A 16,368-nucleotide genomic window follows, 5' to 3' on the forward strand; every position below is an offset into this window, starting at 1 on the left:
CCAGCATCACCCGCCCCCCACCCGCACTGCAGGCCCCGGTCACCGGGCCTGGCGGCGGCGGCAACTCAACCGATGCGGTGCACGTCGCCGTTGTGCGGGGAGGCGCTTTCGTGGAACAGGTCTTCCAGGAACTGCGCCAGCTCGTGCTCGGACACAAAGTCGGGAATCACGAAGCCTGCGGGCGTGCGCTTGCCATCGGCGCCCACGCGGTAGGCCTGCCACAGCGCGCCCTCGCGGCGCACTTCCACCGTGCGGCCAAAGACGTTGAAGCGCGGATGCTGCGGCGCTGGCGCGCTCATGCCGCCACCGATGCGATCAGGTCCACCTCCACGGTGGCGTTCTTGGGCAGCTGCAGCACCCCCACCGAGGTGCGCGTGTGGGCACCGGCCTCGCCCAGCACCGTGAACAGGACGTCCGAGGCGCCGTCGGCCACCTCGCTTTGCTGCGTGAAGGCGGGCGCGGACTGCACGTACACGGTGATGCGCAAGATGGACTGCACGGCATCCAGCGAGCCCAGCGCGCGCTGCAGCAGCGCCAGCGCGCGCATCGCGCACACCTTGGCGGCCTTCTGCGCATCGGCCAGGGACGCCCCCGCCCCGGCCGCGCCGGTCACCACCACGGTGTCGCCCACGCGCGGGATCTGGCCGCTCAGGTAGACGTGGCGGCCGTCGCGCACCAGCGGCACGTAGTTGCCGCCGATCTTGATCTCTCCATCAAAGCTGTACCCCAGGGCCAGCGCCTGTTCCTGAAAGCGGGCATCGCGGGACAAGGTCATGGTGTCTTTCGCTCCTTGGGTTGAACGAACGGTGCCGGGCCGCCGGCAGCCTGCGCGGGTCACACGCCCTTGTTGCGCATCCAGTCGGCCGTGCCCATGAAGCTCTCCTTCAGCCGCGCACGCAGCTGCGGCGGCACGCCGGTCTCGCCCATGGCCTGGTCCATGCAGGCCACCCATTGGTCGCGCTCCTTGATGCCAATGGAAAACGGCAGGTGCCGCATGCGCAGGCGCGGGTGCCCGAAGCGGCTTTGGTAGTGGTCAGGCCCGCCCAGCCAGCCGCACAGAAACCAGAACAGCTTCTGGCGCGCGGAGTCCAACTCGCTGCCGTGGGCGGCGCGCAGCTCGGCGTAGGCGGGCTCCAGGTCCATCAGGTCGTAGAAGCGCTCGACCAGCGCATGCACGCGCGCTTCGCCGCCGATCCACTCGTACGGCGTGGCTGCCGGCTGCGCTGCCGGGGCGGAAGATGCGTCCGTGGAATCAACATTCATGGAAAATCAGGCTCCAGCGCTTTTGCAGCAAGCGCAAACAGCTATCAATTTTATAGTATCCAGCCACCCTCACTCGGCGGCGCGCCGCAGGGTGTCCACCACCGGCCGCAGCAGCACCTCGCGCAGCCCCCACCAGCCGGCCGCCAGCGCCAGCACGGCCCCGGCGACGGCGCCCGCCAGGGGCACCCAGGGCGCGGCGGTCCAGGTGAAGTCGAAGACGAAACGCGCCAGCGCCCAGCCCACGCCCACGGCCACCGCGCTGGCCAGAAAGCCCGCCAGCAGGCCCACGCCGGCCAGCTCGGCACGCTGCACCTGGCGCAGCAGGCTGGCCCGCGCCCCCACGGCGCGCATGATGGCGTACTCGCGCGCACGCTCCTCGCGCGTGGCGGTGACGGCGGCAAACAGCACCACCAGCCCGGCCGCGAGCGTGAAGGCGAACAGGAACTCCACGGCGCGGATCACCTGGTCCAGCACGCGCTGCACCTGCGCGATGGTGGCACCCATGTCCACGTTGGTGATGTTGGGAAACTGCCGCACCAGGGCGTTGTCAAAGCCATGCACCTCCGGCGCCCGGTAGGCCGCCAGGTAGGTGACGGGCACGTCCGGGAGCTCCGCCACCGGGTACATCACGAAGAAGTTGGCCCGCATGGAGCCCCAGTCCACCTTGCGCAGGCTGGTGATGCGCGCCTCGCTCAGCACGCCGCCCATGTCGAACCGCAGGCGGTCGCCCAGCTTCAGGCCCAGCGTCTCGGCGATGCCTTCCTCCACACTGATGGCGCCCTGCTCCCCGGGCGTCCACTGCCCTGCCACGATGGGGTTGTGGGCCGGCGCCTGCACCGCGTTGGAGAGGTTGAACTCGCGGTCCACCAGGCGCTTGGCGCGGTCGTCGGTGTAGTGGTCGGGGCCCACGGGCTCGCCGTTCACGGCCACCAGGCGCCCGCGGATCATGGGATACCAGTCGTACCGGGCCACGCCGCCGTCCTTGAGCGCCTGCTGGAACGCATCGGCCTGGTCGGGCATGACGTTGATGACGAAGCGGTTGGGCGCATCGGGCGGCGTGGCCCGGCGCCAGCTGTCCACCAGGTCGGTGCGCAGCAGCACCAGCAGCACCAGCGCCAGCAGGCCCACGGCCAGGCTGCTGACCTGCACCACGGCGTAGGCCGGCCGGGCCGAGATCTGCCGCGTGGCCAGCACCAGCCAGCGCGGCGCGGTCGTTTCATTCACGCTCCTGCGCAGCAGCTTCACCGCCACCCACGACAACCCCGCGAACAGGGCCACGGCCCCTGCAAAGCCCCCCACGGCAATGGCGCCCAGCCTGAGGTCGCTGCTCACGGCCAGCAGCAGGGCGGCAAAGCCGGCGATGCCCACGCCCAGCACCACGAGCGACGCCGGCTTGAGCCCGCCCACGTCGCGGCGGATGACGCGCAGCGGCGGCACCTGGGCCAGCTGCAGCACGGGCGGCAGGCCAAACGCGAACAGCAGCGTGAGCCCCATGCCCAGCCCGAACGCCACCGGCCACAGGCTGGGCGGCGGCAGGGCCGACTCGACCAGGCCCGCCAGCAGCAGCACAAAGGCGTAGTGCACCCCGTAGCCCATCGCCACCCCCAGCGCGCTGGCAAACAGGCCGACCAGCGCGAATTCGGCGGTGTAGGCGCCTGCGATGGTGCGCTGGCTCTGCCCCAGCACGCGCAGCATGGCCGAAGCGTCCAGGTGCTCGGCCGCAAAGCCGCGCGCGGCCAGCGCCACGGCCACGGCCGACAGCAGCGCGGCGAGCAGGGCCACGAGGCTGAGGAATTTTTGCGCCCTGTCCAGCGTCTGGCGCATTTCTGGGCGCCCGCTTTCCAGCGACTCCACGCGCACGCCATGCACCTCGGGCTTCCTGGCTTCGGCAACGGCCCATTCGTTGAAGGCCTTGACGGCGCCTGCCGGGCCGGCCACGGCGAAGCGGTAGGTCAGCCGGCTGGCCGGCTGCACCAGGCCGGTGGCCGGGAGGTCGGCCTCGTTGATCATCACGCGGGGCGCAAAGCTCATGAACCCGGCCCCCCGGTCGGGCTCGATGACGATGATGCGCGCGATGCGCAGCTGCGAATCGCCCAGCAGCAGCTTGTCGCCCATGCCCAGGTTCAGCGACTCCAGCAGGGGCGCATCCACCCACACTTCGCCGCGCGCGGGAATGTCGCGCGTGGGCTGGTCGATGGCGCCCGGCGCATCGGCCACGGTGAGGCTGCCGCGCAGCGGGTAGCCCGGGGGCACGCTCTTGAGGGCCACCAGCTTGCTTGCACCGCCCTGCGCATCGCTGGCGCGGCCCATGGTGGGAAAGCCCACCGTGGTCACCGCCTGCAAGCCCAGCGCCTGCGCCCGCTCCCCAAACGCTGTGGGCGTGGGGTTGTCGCTGGCCACCACCACGTCGCCGCCCAGCAGTTGCAGCGCATCGCGCTGCAGGCCGCCCTGCAGCCGGTCGGCAAAGAAGCCCACGGCCGTCAGCGCCGCCACCGCCAGCGCCACCGCCACGATCAGCAACCGCAACTCGCCGGCGCGCAGATCGCGCACCAGGGTGCGCCAGCCCAGGCGCAGAAAAGAGAAATTCATCCCATTACCTTATCGCAAAGGGAACGGGCCAACGGTCTGCGGGGTGTTTGGCCAAGGATGCCGGGGGCAGCAGAGTCCCCGATCAGTTCATCGCACCCAGGCCGGAAAGTACCCCAAGGGATCTTGTACGGCGCTGTCGTGCGCGGGGATCACGACCAGGTCCGGCTCGGACTGCACCAGCCTCCGCAGCTTTTCCAGGCTGGCCTGCGTTTGCAGTGCGTCGTCGTCCACCAGCTTGCCGGCCACCCAGAACTTGGGCGCCCCCTGCTGCAGGGCTGCCATGGTCCAGACCACGTCGCCCACCAGGAAATACTGCTTGCCGGAATCCACCGTGACAAACAACCCCACGGAGCCCGGGGTGTGGCCCGGCATCGGCACCAGCACCACGGCGCCATCCCCGAAGACATCCAGGCTTTCCGGGTAGCCCTTGAAAGGCACGGGCTGGAACACCAAAGGCTCCCATTGAATGGAAGCTGCCCCGATTTGCGATTCCCAGGTGCCCCCGGGCCCGGTGCTGGGGGCGTGTACCCGGACGAGCTCCGCGGCGGCAACACCCACCGACGCCTCGGGAAAGTCCTGCACACCGCCCGCATGGTCCCAATGGCTGTGGCTGAGAATCACGCGCTTGAGCGGCGGCATGCCCGCCTGGTCCAGCTGCGCGCGGGCGCTTGCCACGGGCTTGTCGTACTTGAAGAAGGGGCGCCACCACAGCGGCATCCCCTGCTGGTACTGGCGGTCGATCTGGCTGCCCATGCCGGTGTCGAACAGCAGAAAGTCGTTGTGGTGCTTGACCAGGAACGCGGAGAAGTTGGAGTGCACCTGCCGGGTCACGCTGCCGCCGGGCACCAGCAGCACTTCGGGCACGGCGACTTGCGATGTCTTGATGATGGCAAAGCCGACGTCCGGGAGCGTGGCAGGGCTCGGCACGGGAGTCTGGGCATGCGCCGCGACGGCCATGAAAGCCGAGGCGAGGAGCGTGCAAAAGCGGGTGCGAAAGCAGGGCATGGTTTTGTCGTAGGAGCCAAAGGGACGCAGCGTAAAGCTTGGTCTATGCTCCAATGTCAAGGCCGCATTGCAAACGCATTTCCACCCGCGCCACCATGAACGTCAGTCAAATCGCCCAGGCGGTCGGGGTCTCGGCCGACACCGTTCGCTACTACGAAAAGCAAGGCCTCATCCCCCCGCCGCAGCGCCAGGCCAATGGCTACCGCACCTACAGCCAGGCCCACGTGGCTGCGCTGCAATTTGTGCGCGGTGCGCAAGGGTTGGGATTTTCATTGGCAGAGATCCAAGCCATCCAGCCCCAACTGGCGCAAGGCACGTTCGGCCGTACCGAGATCGAACAGCAGCTCAAGGCCAAGCTTGCGCAGATCGACGCCCACATGACACAGCTCAGAACGCTGAAAAAAGAGCTCCACGCCACCTTCGACGCGCTGCAATGCGACCCGCGCCGGCCCGTCTCCACGGCGCACGCAACGGCACCCGACAGCGCCAGCGGGGCGGGCGTGGCGGTGGTACGGCGCGCCTTCGCAAGGAGCGAAGGCAGGCGTTCTTAGCCCGCCGTGGCGGCCGCCGCCGGCTGCGCCAATTCCGGTTGCAGCACCAGCCGGTGCGCGCCGCTGTAGCACACGAACCGGCGGTTGGTTGCACGCCCGATGGCGCACAGGCCCAGCTGCTGCGCCACCGCGTGGCCCATTTGCGTCATGCCGCTGCGCGACACCACGATGGGCACGCCCATCTGGGCGGATTTGATGACCATCTCGCTGGTCAGGCGGCCGGTGGTGTAGAACACCTTGTCCGTGCCGGACATGGGGGCCTGCGCGGGGCCGGCGCCACCGGCCGGCTCGGGGTTCATCCACATCCAGCCGGCAATGGTGTCGATGGCGTTGTGCCGGCCCACGTCTTCCACGAACACCAGCAGTTCCTCGCCGCGGAACAGCGCACAGCCGTGCACCGACCCGGCGGATTTGTAGGTGGTCTCCTTGAGCCGGATGGCGTTCACGATGCCGTACAGCTGGCCTTGCGTGAGCCGGGCCTCGGGCAGGGCGATGCGGTCCACCGCGTCCATCAGGCCGCCGAACACGCTGCCCTGGCCGCAGCCGGTGGTCACCACCTTGGTGGCCGTGCGCTCGTCCAGCCGTGCGATGCCGTGGCGCGTGCGCACGGCGGCCGCATGCACCTCCCAGTCCACCGTGATGGACTCGATGTCCGACACCGAATCCACCAGGCGCTGGTTGCGCAGGTAGCCCAGCACCAGCAGTTCGGGGTGCGCACCCAGCGTCATGAGGGTGACGAGCTCGCGCCGGTCCACATACACCGTGAGCGGCCGCTCAGCCGGGATCTGCACCGTTTCCTGCAGGCCATGCTCATTGACGACCGTGACGCTGTGCGTCAAGGGCGCGTGCGCCGCGGTCAGGCGCGGCCCGGGGGCCACGGGAGAAGCCACAACAGGATCAGGGGAGGAAATCGGGGCGGTCATGGGCCAAATGTACGCATTGCGGACAAGGGATGCTGAAACCGGGGATCGCCCTGGCTCGCACAGCGCACCAAAAACAAAGCCGCGCTGCAGGGGCTGCAGCGCGGCATGGGGGACAACAGGGCAGGCCCGCGGCAGGGACGTGCGGTTCCCGCGCCGGGAGGCGCCGGCCGCTCAGGGCTTGGGGGCCGAGGCGCCTGCTGCGGCTGGCACCGCGGTGTTGTGCGGGCTTGCCGCCGTGCCGGTGGGCGAGTGCGCGCCCGCGGCCTCCAGGGGCTTGGCCTCGGGAGGGGTGTAGGCAAAGGGCCCCGGGTCCATGCACGCAGCGCCCGCGGCCGTGGCCGGCTTGGCCGACGGCGTGGTCTTGCGGTAGTGGGCGGCCACGCGGTCCTGGGCCTGGCAGAGCTTGTAGTTGTCCACCTTGGCGCTCCAGCCGGCCTTGGCGGCAGCTTCGGCGGCCTTGGCCGCGGCCTCGGGGGACGGCGGGGGCAGCTTGGCCGAAGCCAGCGTGCACAGCGCGGCCGCGCCCAGCGCTGCCGCGGTGCGCCACGCGCGGGTGCGGATCGGTTTCGTCATCGTCAACTTCGCCATGGAAAACCTCATGCCTGAACGGTGGGGTTGGCCGGTGCCTGGCCGGGGGCCTTGGCTTCGGTGCTGCGCTCGCGCGGGATCTTGCCGGCCTGGATGTCCTCGTACCAGAGCTCGTGGTGCTCCCGGGCCCAGCCCTCGCTCACGTAGCCGGTCTTCATGGCCTTGTAGGCGCCCTTCATGCCCACCGTGCCCATGTAGATGTGGCCGCAGATCAGCGCCACCATCCAGATCGCCAGCGTGGCGTGGACCATGTGGGCGATGTGCATGTCGCCGCGCACGTCGCCGAACCCCGGGATGAGCTTGTCCAGCACCAGCCCCGAGCCCACCACGAAGATCCCCGGGATGGTGATGCCCCACCAGAACAGCCCTTTCTCGCCCGCGTTGAAGCGGTGGGAAGGCACCTGGTGGTCGCCGCCCAGCATGCCGCCGGCCTTGGAGAGCCAGATGAAGTCCGCACGGTTGGCGATGTTGTCCTTGACGAAGGTGACGATGATCACCAGCAGGGACACGGCAAACAGCGGACCCATGAAGTTGTGCACGTTCTTGAGCGCATAGGTGAGCCAGCCGAACAGCGTGGCCCCCAGGACGGGCTGCAGGAAGAACTTGCCAAACGCCATGACGATGCCCGAGGCCGCCAGCGCAAGAAAGGCGAACGCATTGGCCCAGTGGGCCGCGCGCTCGAACGGCGTGAAGCGCTCGATGCGGCGCGCGCCCGATCCGTCTGGGTGGTCGTGCCCCAGAGGGCCCTTCACGAAGTAGAAGATGGCCAGGGCCAGCAGCACGATGGCAAGCAGCGCTGCACCATACGGGATGATCCACTGGTTGCGCACCTGGCGCCAGGCCTCGCCCGCGTTGGTGTAGCGCGATCCGGGGTACTGCACGAAGGACTGGATCAGGTTGCCCGCCTCGGGGGCCTGGCTCTTGGGCAGGCTGCTGTAGCCCGTCACGCCCTGCCCCACCTGGCGCCACATGGGGGCGTTGTTGCCGGGCTGGACCTTGGCGCGCTCGCCATTGGTCTGCTCGGTGTAGTGCGGATCGGCACTGGCGTCGGGCTTCACCTCGAAGATGTTCTGGCTCTGGATGCCCGCAGGCGCGGCCGCAGCGGGCACCGCAGGCTCCGGTGCAGCGGGGGCTTGCGCCCCGGCCGTGCCCCAGGCCAGGCCCGCCGCCAGCGCCACCGACCATAGGATGTGTTGCATGGCGGGCCTCACTTGGTCTGCGTGCGGGTGTATTCGTTCTGGCCGTACTGCTGGCGCGCCTTCAGCTCGGACTCCCAGCTGGCCTTGTCGCCCGCTTTCCAGCCCGCCTGGGTGAAGTTGCTTCCGGTACCGGCGTAGGGTGGCGCATCGCTGCGGATGCCTGCGCCGGTCTGCGGCTTTTCGCCGCAAGCCGCCAGCGCGGCAGCGGCCAGCACGGCCATCAGGGTGGTAGCGGTGCGGCTGTTCATGACTTGTTGCCTCCTGCGGGCGGTTGCCCCGCTTGTTGCGAACCGTAGGCCGTGCCCCAGCCCCAGACTTCGGCGCCCTTGCCGCGCTGCACGACCCGGTTGCGGAAGATGTCCGCCACGACGTCGCCGTCGCCGGCCAGCAGGGCCTTGGTGGAGCACATCTCGGCGCAGGCGGGCAGCTTGCCTTCGGCCAGGCGGTTGCGGCCATATTTCTCGAATTCGGCCTGGCTGCCGTGGGTTTCGGGGCCGCCGGCGCAGAACGTGCACTTGTCCATCTTGCCGCGCACGCCAAACGTGCCCTGCGACGGGAATTGCGGCGCGCCGAAGGGGCAGGCATAGCTGCAGTAGCCGCAGCCGATGCACACGTCCTTGTCGTGCAGCACCACGCCCTCTTCGGTGCGGTAGAAGCAGTTGACCGGGCAGACCGCCATGCAGGGCGCGTCGCTGCAGTGCATGCAGGCCACCGAGATGGACTTTTCGCCGGGCACGCCGTCGTTGAGCGTGACCACGCGGCGGCGGTTCACGCCCCAGGGCACCTCGTGCTCGTTCTTGCAGGCGGTGACGCAGCTGTTGCACTCGATGCAGCGCTCGGCGTCGCAGATGAATTTCATTCGTGCCATCGCTGCCTCCTTAAGCGCGTTCCACGTTGCAGATCGTGGTCTTGGTTTCTTGCATCATGGTCACGCTGTCGTAGCCATAGGTCGTGGCAGTGTTCACCGCCTCGCCGCGCACCACCGGCGCGGCCCCCTTGGGGTAGTAGGCCAGCAGGTCGGCCCCTTGCCAGCGGCCCGAGAAGTGGAACGGCATCCACACCGTGTCGGGCGCCACGCGCTCGGTGACCAGCGCCTGCACGTTGATGCGGGCCCCCGTGGGCGAGCTCAGCCACACACGCTCGCCGTTGCGGATGCTGCGGTCGGCTGCGGTCTTGGGGTTGATCTCGACGAACGCCTCCTGCTGCAGTTCGGCCAGCCAGGGGTTGGAGCGGGTTTCCTCGCCGCCGCCCTCGTACTCCACCAGACGGCCCGAGCTGAGGATGAGCGGAAACTTCTCGGACACCTTGTCGGCCACGTTCTTTTCCTGCACGGTCTTGTACAGCGTGGGCAGGCGCCAGAAGGCCTTCTTGTCGTCGTGCGTGGGGTACTTGGCCACCAGGTCAGGACGCGTGCCGTACAGCGGCTCGCGGTGCTGCGGAATGGCGTCGGGGAAGTTCCACACCACCGCGCGCGCCTTGGCGTTGCCAAACGGGTGGCAGCCGTGCTTCATGGCCACGCGGATGATGGCCCCCGTGGGGTCGGTCTTCCAGTTCTTGCCCTCGGCCTTGGCCTTCTCGGCGTCCGAGAGGTCGTCCCACCAGCCCAGCTTCTTGAGCAGCACGTGGTCGAACTCGGGGTAGCCGGTGGTGATCTCGCAGCCCAGCGAATGCGAGCCGTCCTCGGCCAGCAGGTTCACGCCGTCCTTTTCCACGCCGAAGTTGGCGCGGAAGTTGCCGCCGCCTTCCATGACGTGCTTGGAGGTGTCGTACAGGTTGGGCGAGCCGGGGTGCTTGAGTTCGGGCGTGCCGTAGCAGGGCCAGGGCAGCCCGAAGTAGTCGCCCGTGAAGTCGTAGCCCGTGTCCTTGTCCTTGCCGCCCTTGGCCTTCAGGGTCTTCACGTCGAACAGGTGCATGTTCTTCATGTGGGCCTTGAGGCGCTCGGGGCTCTGGCCGGTGTAGCCAATGGTCCAGACGCTGCGGTTGATCTCGCGCAGGATGTCCTCGGGCACGGGTTCGTCCATGCCCTTCACTTTCTGCAGCTTGTAGTTCTTGACCAGCTCGTCGGCAAAGCCCAGCTTCTGCGCGAACTGGTACATGATCATGTGGTCGCTGCGACTCTCCCACAGGGGCTCAATCACCTTCTCGCGCCACTGGATGGAGCGGTTGGACGCCGTGCACGAGCCGCTGGTCTCGAACTGCGTGGCGGCCGGCAGCAGGTACACCGCGCGGTTGGGGTTGAGGTCTTCGGCCTTGCCCGGCATGGCGGCCATGGCGGCGGTGGCCGACGGGTACGGGTCCACCACCACCAGCAGGTCCAGCTTGTCCATGGCGCGCTTCATCTCGAGGCCACGGGTTTGCGAGTTGGGCGCGTGCCCCCAGAAGAACACCCCGCGCAGGTTGGAGTCCTGGTCGATGAGCTCGTTCTTCTCCAGCACGCCGTCAATCCAGCGCGACACGGTGATGCCGTTCTTGGTCATCATCGCGGGCGAGGCGTACTGCTTCTTGATCCACTCGTAGTCCACGCCCCACACAGCGGCGAAATGCTTCCAAGAGCCTTCGGCCAGGCCGTAGTAGCCGGGCAGCGAGTCAGGGTTGGGGCCCACGTCGGTGGCGCCCTGCACGTTGTCGTGGCCGCGGAAGATGTTGGTGCCGCCGCCGGACTTGCCCACGTTGCCCAGCGCCAGCTGCAGGATGCACGAGGCGCGCACCATGGCGTTGCCGATGGTGTGCTGCGTCTGGCCCATGCACCAGACGATGGTGCCGGGGTTGTTGTCGTGCAGCATCTTGGCGACCTTGAACATCTGGTCTTCCTTGACGCCGCAGGCCTCTTCCACCTTGTCGGGGGTCCACTTGGCCAGGACTTCTTCGCGCACCTTGTCCATGCCGTAGACACGGTCGTGGATGTACTGCTTGTCTTCCCAGCCGTTCTTGAAGATGTGGTACAGCAGGCCGAACAGGAACGGGATGTCGGTGCCCGAACGGATGCGCACGTATTCGTCGGCCTTGGCGGCCGTGCGGGTGAACCGCGGGTCCACCACGATCATCTTGCAGCCGGTTTCCTTGGCATGCAGCATGTGCAGCATGGACACCGGGTGGGCCTCGGCCGCGTTGGAGCCGATGTACAGGGCGACCTTGCTGTTCTGCATGTCGTTGTACGAATTGGTCATGGCCCCGTAGCCCCAGGTGTTCGCCACGCCCGCCACGGTGGTGGAGTGGCAGATACGCGCCTGGTGGTCGCAGTTGTTGGTGCCCCAGAAGCTCACGAACTTGCGCAGCAGGTAGGCCTGTTCGTTGTTGTGCTTGGACGAGCCCACGAAGTACACGCTGTCGGGGCCGCTGGCCTTGCGCAGCTCCTGCATCTTGGCCGTGATCTCGTTGAGGGCCGTGTCCCAGCTGATGCGCTCGTACTTGCCGTTGACGAGCTTCATGGGGTAGCGCAGGCGGTACTCGCCATGGCCGTGCTCGCGCAGGGCCGCGCCCTTGGCGCAATGCGATCCCAGGTTGATAGGCGAGTCGAACACCGGCTCCTGCCGCACCCACACGCCGTTCTCGACCACGGCGTCCACCGCGCAGCCCACCGAGCAGTGGGTGCACACGGTGCGGCGCACTTCCAGCTTGCTGTCGCCCAGGCCCACCTTGGTGCCCTCGGCAGCCTGGGACTTTTTCACCAGCGTGAGCTGCGACGCGGCCAGGCCGACGCCAACGCCCAGTCCGGAGCGGCGCAGGAAAGACCGGCGGTCCATGGTGGGCAGCGCGTGGGACAAGCCCCGGCGCAGGCTGTGAACAAAGGGAGACGCCGCAGAGGCGGGGCTCTGCGGGGTGTGGGGAGACTTCTTGGTAAGCAACATGGCGCGTCCCGCGGTCAGATCTGGGTGGTCTTGTAGTACTGCTTCACATGCGCCGACAGGTGGTATCCACCACCGTTTTCGGGCACGGGCCGGGCGGGCGCTGCGGCCAGGTCGTCTGAAGCGGCAGGCACGGCATGGGGAAGCGTGGCCACGGCAGCGGCGGCGGCACCGACCGTGGCGGCGCCGGCAAAGAAGCTGCGGCGCGAGGAATGGGGCTGGCTGTTCTGCATGCTTGTCTCCAGAAGGGCTGGCAGCTATGAAACGAAATTCATACAGTCTATGCCACCGTGTAAATCCCTGCAATGGCGCTTTACACCCCCGACTGTCTTACTCATCTTTGATAGCACCCGGCGCAAGCGGCCTGGGCGCGAAGGTTCATTCCAGCATGTCGAACCCTTGCGTTTCCACCGCGGCGAAGGCCCGCGTGAATTGGGCCACCGCGGCATAAAAGCGCGCCTGCGGGTGCGACGCCAGTGCATCGCACAGCGCCGCAAGCCAGGGCTGCAGATGCGCGGCAAAAAAATCGCGCTGCGCCGTCAGGTTGCAGACAGCCATGTCGTCGCCCGCGATCAGGTAGCGCATGACCTCGCACAGGTAGGCCACGTGGTCCTCGGTCTCGGGCATGGCGGCTTCGTCGCGGGCAAGGCCCAGGCGGTCCAGGTCCGCACGCAGGCGGACCAGCGGTTTCTCGTTGAGGAAGCCGCTCAGGTAGTGGGAGCCGAACAGGTACACCTCGGGCTTGCCCACGCCGCCGAAGAGGCGGTCGAACTCGCGCGCGATGTCGGCATCGGACTGCGCGCGCGCGGCGCCCACCAGCTGCTGCCAGGGTTCCTGCAGGAAACCGCCGGCGCTGGGCGCCTCCGTCACGGCCACGCGCAGGGCCGCCAGCAGGTCCGCGCCCGGCACCGCGTAGTACAGCTGCGACAGCAGCCCGTACAGCTCGGCCCGCGCGGTCTCTTCGTCCAGCGCGGCACTGCTGCCGCGGGGGGCCAGGGGGGCGGTGGAGGTGGCGCTCAACGGTTCGCTCACAGGTCGGTCACTTTCTTTTCGTTTTGGGCGGAGTACAGGTCGATCACGCGGCAGTCGCTGCACATCTTCAGGCGCTCCAGCGCCTCGCCCTGGAACATGGCGTGCCCCGCGAGCTTGCCCAGCATGGCTTCGATGGCCTTGACCGTGCCGAACGGCTTGCCGCAGCGCACGCAGGCCCAGGGCTGGGCCTCGTTGAGCACGCGCGGCTGCGAGCGCTCGGGCGTCAGCAGCAGCCGCGGCTGCAGGGTGATGGCGTCCTCCGGGCAGGTGGCGGCGCACAGGCCGCATTGCACGCAATTCTTTTCAATGAAGCGCAGCTGGGGCGCCTGCGGGTTGTCCTGCAGGGCGCTGGCCGGGCACGCGCCCACGCAGCTCAGGCACAGGGTGCAGCGGTCCTTGTGGACCTCGATCGTGCCCAGGGGCGAGCCCGCAGCCGGCAGCGCGATGGCGGCGGGCCGCTCGGCCGGGGGCAACGGCGCCTGCTCCACCAGGTGGTCTAGCGCCATATCGAGGGTGCTGCGCTTTTCCTGCGCCACCGCAAAGCGCGCCGCCACGGCGGGGATCTTCTGGCGCGTCTGCGCCAGCGCCTGCAAGGCCGCGTCCAGCTCGGTGGGGTGGGTGGCTCGCAGCAGTTTCAGGTGGGTGCCGGTGTAGCCCAGGCCGCGAAGAATCGTCTGCGCCACGTCCATCTGGGCCTGCAGGCCGTCCAGGTACTGCGGGGCTTCCTCGCTGGTGCCGAGCACCACCACCCGCGAGGCGCCGTAGGCGATGGCGCTCAGCCACAGGTCCACGCCGGTACTGGCCGTGTGCCACAGGGCCACGGGGATCACGTTGGCGGGCACGCCGTGCGCCAGCTTCAGCTGCGCGGCACGGCCCAGTTCCTCCACCAGCGCCTGTCCGCGCTCCTGGCTGTGCAGCAGCAGCACCGCGTCCTTGCCGCCGGCCGCGGCATAAGTGGACAGCAGCGTCTTGAGCTTGTTGCCCTGCTCTGCCGCACGCGGGTAGGCATAGGTCAGCGCGCCGGTGGGGCACACCGTGGTGCAGGCGCCGCAGCCCACGCACAGGTTGGGGTTCACCACGACGCGCTGGTGGCTCTTGTCGCTGCTGACGGCCTCGGCCGAGCAGATGTCCACGCAGGCGTTGCAGCCCACGGTTTCGTTGCGGCTGTGGGCGCAGAGCTTTTGCTTGTAGACGAAGAACTTCGGCTTCTCGAACTCGCCCACCAGTTCGCGCAGCCGGAGCAAGGCCGCCATGTCGCTGCCGTCCCAGCGGAAGTAGCCCTGCGGCAGCGCGTGCTGCAGGAAGGTGGGCGTGGCGTTGGCCGGGCGCAGGTCCAGCACCAGATCGAAGCGCTCGGTCTGCAGCCCAGCGTCGCGGCTGAAATCGATGGCGCCCGCCACCTGGCACACCCCGGCGCAAGCGCGGTGCGACTGGCAGGCCGCCAGGTCGATCTGGTAGTCCAGGCCGATGGCGTTCTCGGGGCAGGCGGCCACGCAGGCATTGCAGCGGGTGCACAGGTCCAGGTCGATGGGGTTGTCGGCACGCCACTGCAGCTCGAACGCGCCCAGCCAGCCCGTGAGGCCCGTGATGCGCCCGCCCAGCACCGGGTAGCGCCGCGCCTGCGCGCCGCCCGCGTTGCCCGGGCCTTGGGTGAACAGGGTCACCTCCAGCACATCCGACACCAGGGCCGCGGCCTGCTCGGCCTGGTCCAGCGGGCCGATGATGAGCACGCGCCCGGCGCTGCGGTAGGTGACGGTGGGCACCGGCTCGGGCTCGGGCAGGCGGGCCGCGGCCAGCAGGGCCGCGATCTTGGGGCTGGCCTGCGCGGCATCGCGGCTCCAGCCGCCCGTCTCGCGGATGTTCACGAAGCGGATGGGCGACACCGCCCCCTCGGTCTGCTGGCCCAGCTCGCCAAACAGGCGCTGTTCCTGGGTGCAGGCCACCACCACGTCCTCGCCGGACTGGATGGCTTTCTGGAAGGCCCCGGCCTCGCGGCGGCACAGGGTGGAATGGACGGTCAGCCCATCCTCATGCAGTGCCGCGCCCAGCGCCTTCGCGCTGAGGGGCATGGTCTGGTTGCAATCGCAAAGAAGCGTCGTGGTCATGTTCGGGTTGGCTGGCGGGCGCTGCGGCCGCCCTGGGGGCGGCGCCGGGCTCCGGCTCGCTGGGGGCAGCGCTAGGAACAGCGGTGCATACCCCCGACTGTGCCACGTCCGGCGCACCGGCCGCCCCCGCGGCTTCCCGAGGCTGAGCGGGGCCGGGGGCTATTGCAGCGGGTTGGGCCGCGTTCCCTGGCTGGGCCGGCGCCTGCGCCTCTTTCTCGTGGTCGAACAGACCCAGCGCATGGGCGCTGGCCATCTGGCGCAGCATGCCGGCGGGCAGCGGGTCGGGCTGGGTGTAGTCGCCCACGTAGATGTCCAGCCCATCCATCACGTTGAAGTGCGGGTCGGCAAAGAGCTTCTTCAGGGCCAGGTTGCGCACCTCGGGCGGCACGGCCCGCGCCACGAAGGGCTTGAAGTCCGACGCAGGCGTCAAGGCCTGGGCATCGGCCAGCGTGGGCAGGGGCGGTGCCTCTGCGGGCGGCGCAGCAACGGGTGCCGCAGGGGCGGAAGCCGGCACGGCCGGTGCGCGCGGAACGGCGCTGGTCTGCGCGGCTGGCGCGCGTGCAGCCCCCCCCGCCGCCGCCGGGGGAACGGCCGGGGCCGCAGGCTCTTGCGCCAGCGGCTTGCCTTCGCGCGCATCCTGCTTGCGGCGCGACCAGCGGCCCAGGAAACCGTCAGCCATGGCCGGCACCTCCGGCGTGGCCGCCGCCACCGCGCTGTTTCTCCGTGCTGACCGACGCGGGGTTGCCAAAGCGGTCCTGCAGCGGGCGGAAGCTGTCGGGGCGCTTGCGGCGCTTGGGCTCGGGCTGGTAGTGCTCGGCCACAAAGGCCCGCAGCACCTCCAGCACCTCCGGTGCCGCGGGCACCTGCTCCACGGTTTCCTGCGCGTCCAGCCAACGGCCGGCGTCGTGGTAGCTCAGGCTCACCGCCACGGGGCGGGCCAAGGGGATTGCCTCGGTGCCGGGGTCTTCATCGCGGCGCCACATCACAAACCAGCAGGGGGCCGGGGAGGTGAGGTTGAGGTGGTAGCCCTCCGCGTCGTCGCGGAACAGTTCCACGCGAAAGCCGGGGAACAGCCAGCGCTGCTCGCGCTCGTCCTGGATCAGCGGCCGGGGTTCGGTGCCGAAGGTGGGTTCATGGACCACCACCTCGGCCAGCGACCACCGCCAGGGCTGCCAGCGGTTGTCGATGCGCTCGCAGCGCATGATCACGGCCACGTCGGTGAAGGGGCGTTCGGTCATGGGCGTGGAATGTACCCCGGCGCCGCACCG

General features: G+C 69.0%; 17 protein-coding genes. 1 reads left to right on the forward strand and 16 read right to left on the reverse strand.

The features are described from left to right. Nucleotides 1-65 precede the first annotated feature (65 nt). From ACOYR3_RS18065 to ACOYR3_RS18085, 5 genes are all read right to left on the reverse strand, one after another. Entirely contained in the window at nt 66-299 is a 234-nt protein-coding gene (locus tag ACOYR3_RS18065; protein ID WP_422843696.1) for a DUF7661 family protein, read from the reverse strand. Further along, nucleotides 296-775, reverse strand: a complete 480-nt coding sequence (locus ACOYR3_RS18070; protein WP_422843697.1) for a RidA family protein — start codon at nt 773-775, stop codon at nt 296-298. The genes ACOYR3_RS18065 and ACOYR3_RS18070 overlap by 4 nt, the downstream gene beginning before the upstream one ends. A 59-nt stretch (nt 776-834) precedes the next feature. Continuing rightward, nucleotides 835-1,263, reverse strand: a complete 429-nt coding sequence (locus tag ACOYR3_RS18075) for a group II truncated hemoglobin (protein WP_422843698.1) — start codon at nt 1,261-1,263, stop codon at nt 835-837. 69 nt (nt 1,264-1,332) lie between these two features. Next, a complete protein-coding gene (locus tag ACOYR3_RS18080) occupies nt 1,333-3,852 on the reverse strand; it encodes an ABC transporter permease (protein WP_422843699.1) in 2,520 nt (839 codons plus the stop codon). Between the two features lie 87 nt (nt 3,853-3,939). Continuing rightward, nucleotides 3,940-4,857 (reverse strand): MBL fold metallo-hydrolase, encoded by a 918-nt coding sequence (locus ACOYR3_RS18085; protein WP_422843700.1) that lies wholly within the window; start codon nt 4,855-4,857, stop codon nt 3,940-3,942. 95 nt (nt 4,858-4,952) lie between these two features. On the opposite strand from ACOYR3_RS18085, the gene ACOYR3_RS18090 reads away from it, so the two are divergent. Then, nucleotides 4,953-5,408 (forward strand): MerR family transcriptional regulator, encoded by a 456-nt coding sequence (locus tag ACOYR3_RS18090; protein ID WP_422843701.1) that lies wholly within the window; start codon nt 4,953-4,955, stop codon nt 5,406-5,408. On the opposite strand, the gene ACOYR3_RS18095 is transcribed toward ACOYR3_RS18090, so the two are convergent. The 11 genes from ACOYR3_RS18095 to ACOYR3_RS18145 all read right to left on the reverse strand — a co-directional run bounded on the left by ACOYR3_RS18095 (nt 5,405) and on the right by ACOYR3_RS18145 (nt 16,338). Next, nucleotides 5,405-6,331: a formate dehydrogenase accessory sulfurtransferase FdhD gene (locus ACOYR3_RS18095; RefSeq protein WP_422843702.1), complete on the reverse strand. Its 927-nt coding sequence runs from the start codon at nt 6,329-6,331 to the stop codon at nt 5,405-5,407. The two genes, ACOYR3_RS18090 and ACOYR3_RS18095, sit on opposite strands and share 4 nt — an antisense overlap. 171 nt (nt 6,332-6,502) lie before the next feature. Further along, entirely contained in the window at nt 6,503-6,904 is a 402-nt protein-coding gene (locus tag ACOYR3_RS18100; RefSeq protein ID WP_422843703.1) for a hypothetical protein, read from the reverse strand. 23 nt (nt 6,905-6,927) lie between these two features. Then, the gene (locus ACOYR3_RS18105; protein WP_422843704.1) at nt 6,928-8,118 is read right to left on the reverse strand and encodes a formate dehydrogenase subunit gamma; all 1,191 of its coding nucleotides are present in this window, start codon (nt 8,116-8,118) and stop codon (nt 6,928-6,930) included. A gap of 8 nt (nt 8,119-8,126) precedes the next feature. Next, nucleotides 8,127-8,366: a hypothetical protein gene (locus ACOYR3_RS18110; RefSeq protein WP_422843705.1), complete on the reverse strand. Its 240-nt coding sequence runs from the start codon at nt 8,364-8,366 to the stop codon at nt 8,127-8,129. Continuing rightward, nucleotides 8,363-8,986, reverse strand: a complete 624-nt coding sequence (fdh3B, locus tag ACOYR3_RS18115) for a formate dehydrogenase FDH3 subunit beta (protein WP_291489791.1) — start codon at nt 8,984-8,986, stop codon at nt 8,363-8,365. Before fdh3B ends, ACOYR3_RS18110 begins: the two co-directional genes overlap by 4 nt. A gap of 10 nt (nt 8,987-8,996) precedes the next feature. Continuing rightward, entirely contained in the window at nt 8,997-11,966 is a 2,970-nt protein-coding gene (locus ACOYR3_RS18120) for a formate dehydrogenase subunit alpha (protein ID WP_422843706.1), read from the reverse strand. Between the two features lie 14 nt (nt 11,967-11,980). Next, a complete protein-coding gene (locus ACOYR3_RS18125; RefSeq protein WP_422843707.1) occupies nt 11,981-12,196 on the reverse strand; it encodes a formate dehydrogenase in 216 nt (71 codons plus the stop codon). Nucleotides 12,197-12,341: 145 nt separating this feature from the next. After that, nucleotides 12,342-12,995, reverse strand: a complete 654-nt coding sequence (locus ACOYR3_RS18130) for a TorD/DmsD family molecular chaperone (protein WP_422843708.1) — start codon at nt 12,993-12,995, stop codon at nt 12,342-12,344. After that, nucleotides 12,992-15,064 (reverse strand): 4Fe-4S dicluster domain-containing protein, encoded by a 2,073-nt coding sequence (locus ACOYR3_RS18135; protein WP_422843709.1) that lies wholly within the window; start codon nt 15,062-15,064, stop codon nt 12,992-12,994. The genes ACOYR3_RS18130 and ACOYR3_RS18135 overlap by 4 nt, the downstream gene beginning before the upstream one ends. Then, nucleotides 15,024-15,779 (reverse strand): DUF3306 domain-containing protein, encoded by a 756-nt coding sequence (locus ACOYR3_RS18140; protein ID WP_422843710.1) that lies wholly within the window; start codon nt 15,777-15,779, stop codon nt 15,024-15,026. The genes ACOYR3_RS18135 and ACOYR3_RS18140 overlap by 41 nt, the downstream gene beginning before the upstream one ends. After that, nucleotides 15,772-16,338 carry a DUF3305 domain-containing protein gene (locus tag ACOYR3_RS18145; protein WP_422843711.1) on the reverse strand — a complete coding sequence of 189 codons (567 nt, stop codon included), beginning with the start codon at nt 16,336-16,338 and terminating at the stop codon, nt 15,772-15,774. Before ACOYR3_RS18145 ends, ACOYR3_RS18140 begins: the two co-directional genes overlap by 8 nt. Between the last annotated feature and the right edge of the window lie 30 nt (nt 16,339-16,368).

Origin of the sequence: Acidovorax sp. M2(2025) (assembly GCF_049330835.1) — a bacterium.
In the GTDB taxonomy this organism is placed as follows: Bacteria; Pseudomonadota; Gammaproteobacteria; order Burkholderiales; family Burkholderiaceae_C; genus Acidovorax.

Excerpts from the sequence above, each read along its gene's own strand:
- ACOYR3_RS18065 (WP_422843696.1), bottom strand. The coding sequence starts at position 299 with ATGAGCGCGCCAGCGCCGCAGCATCCGCGCTTCAACGTCTTTGGCCGC.
- ACOYR3_RS18070 (WP_422843697.1), bottom strand. The coding sequence starts at position 775 with ATGACCTTGTCCCGCGATGCCCGCTTTCAGGAACAGGCGCTGGCCCTG.
- ACOYR3_RS18075 (WP_422843698.1), bottom strand. The coding sequence starts at position 1,263 with ATGAATGTTGATTCCACGGACGCATCTTCCGCCCCGGCAGCGCAGCCG.
- ACOYR3_RS18080 (WP_422843699.1), bottom strand. The coding sequence starts at position 3,852 with ATGAATTTCTCTTTTCTGCGCCTGGGCTGGCGCACCCTGGTGCGCGAT.
- ACOYR3_RS18085 (WP_422843700.1), bottom strand. The coding sequence starts at position 4,857 with ATGCCCTGCTTTCGCACCCGCTTTTGCACGCTCCTCGCCTCGGCTTTC.
- ACOYR3_RS18090 (WP_422843701.1), top strand. The coding sequence starts at position 4,953 with ATGAACGTCAGTCAAATCGCCCAGGCGGTCGGGGTCTCGGCCGACACC.
- ACOYR3_RS18095 (WP_422843702.1), bottom strand. The coding sequence starts at position 6,331 with ATGACCGCCCCGATTTCCTCCCCTGATCCTGTTGTGGCTTCTCCCGTG.
- ACOYR3_RS18100 (WP_422843703.1), bottom strand. The coding sequence starts at position 6,904 with ATGACGAAACCGATCCGCACCCGCGCGTGGCGCACCGCGGCAGCGCTG.
- ACOYR3_RS18105 (WP_422843704.1), bottom strand. The coding sequence starts at position 8,118 with ATGCAACACATCCTATGGTCGGTGGCGCTGGCGGCGGGCCTGGCCTGG.
- ACOYR3_RS18110 (WP_422843705.1), bottom strand. The coding sequence starts at position 8,366 with ATGAACAGCCGCACCGCTACCACCCTGATGGCCGTGCTGGCCGCTGCC.
- fdh3B (WP_291489791.1), bottom strand. The coding sequence starts at position 8,986 with ATGGCACGAATGAAATTCATCTGCGACGCCGAGCGCTGCATCGAGTGC.
- ACOYR3_RS18120 (WP_422843706.1), bottom strand. The coding sequence starts at position 11,966 with ATGTTGCTTACCAAGAAGTCTCCCCACACCCCGCAGAGCCCCGCCTCT.
- ACOYR3_RS18125 (WP_422843707.1), bottom strand. The coding sequence starts at position 12,196 with ATGCAGAACAGCCAGCCCCATTCCTCGCGCCGCAGCTTCTTTGCCGGC.
- ACOYR3_RS18135 (WP_422843709.1), bottom strand. The coding sequence starts at position 15,064 with ATGCCCCTCAGCGCGAAGGCGCTGGGCGCGGCACTGCATGAGGATGGG.
- ACOYR3_RS18140 (WP_422843710.1), bottom strand. The coding sequence starts at position 15,779 with ATGGCTGACGGTTTCCTGGGCCGCTGGTCGCGCCGCAAGCAGGATGCG.
- ACOYR3_RS18145 (WP_422843711.1), bottom strand. The coding sequence starts at position 16,338 with ATGACCGAACGCCCCTTCACCGACGTGGCCGTGATCATGCGCTGCGAG.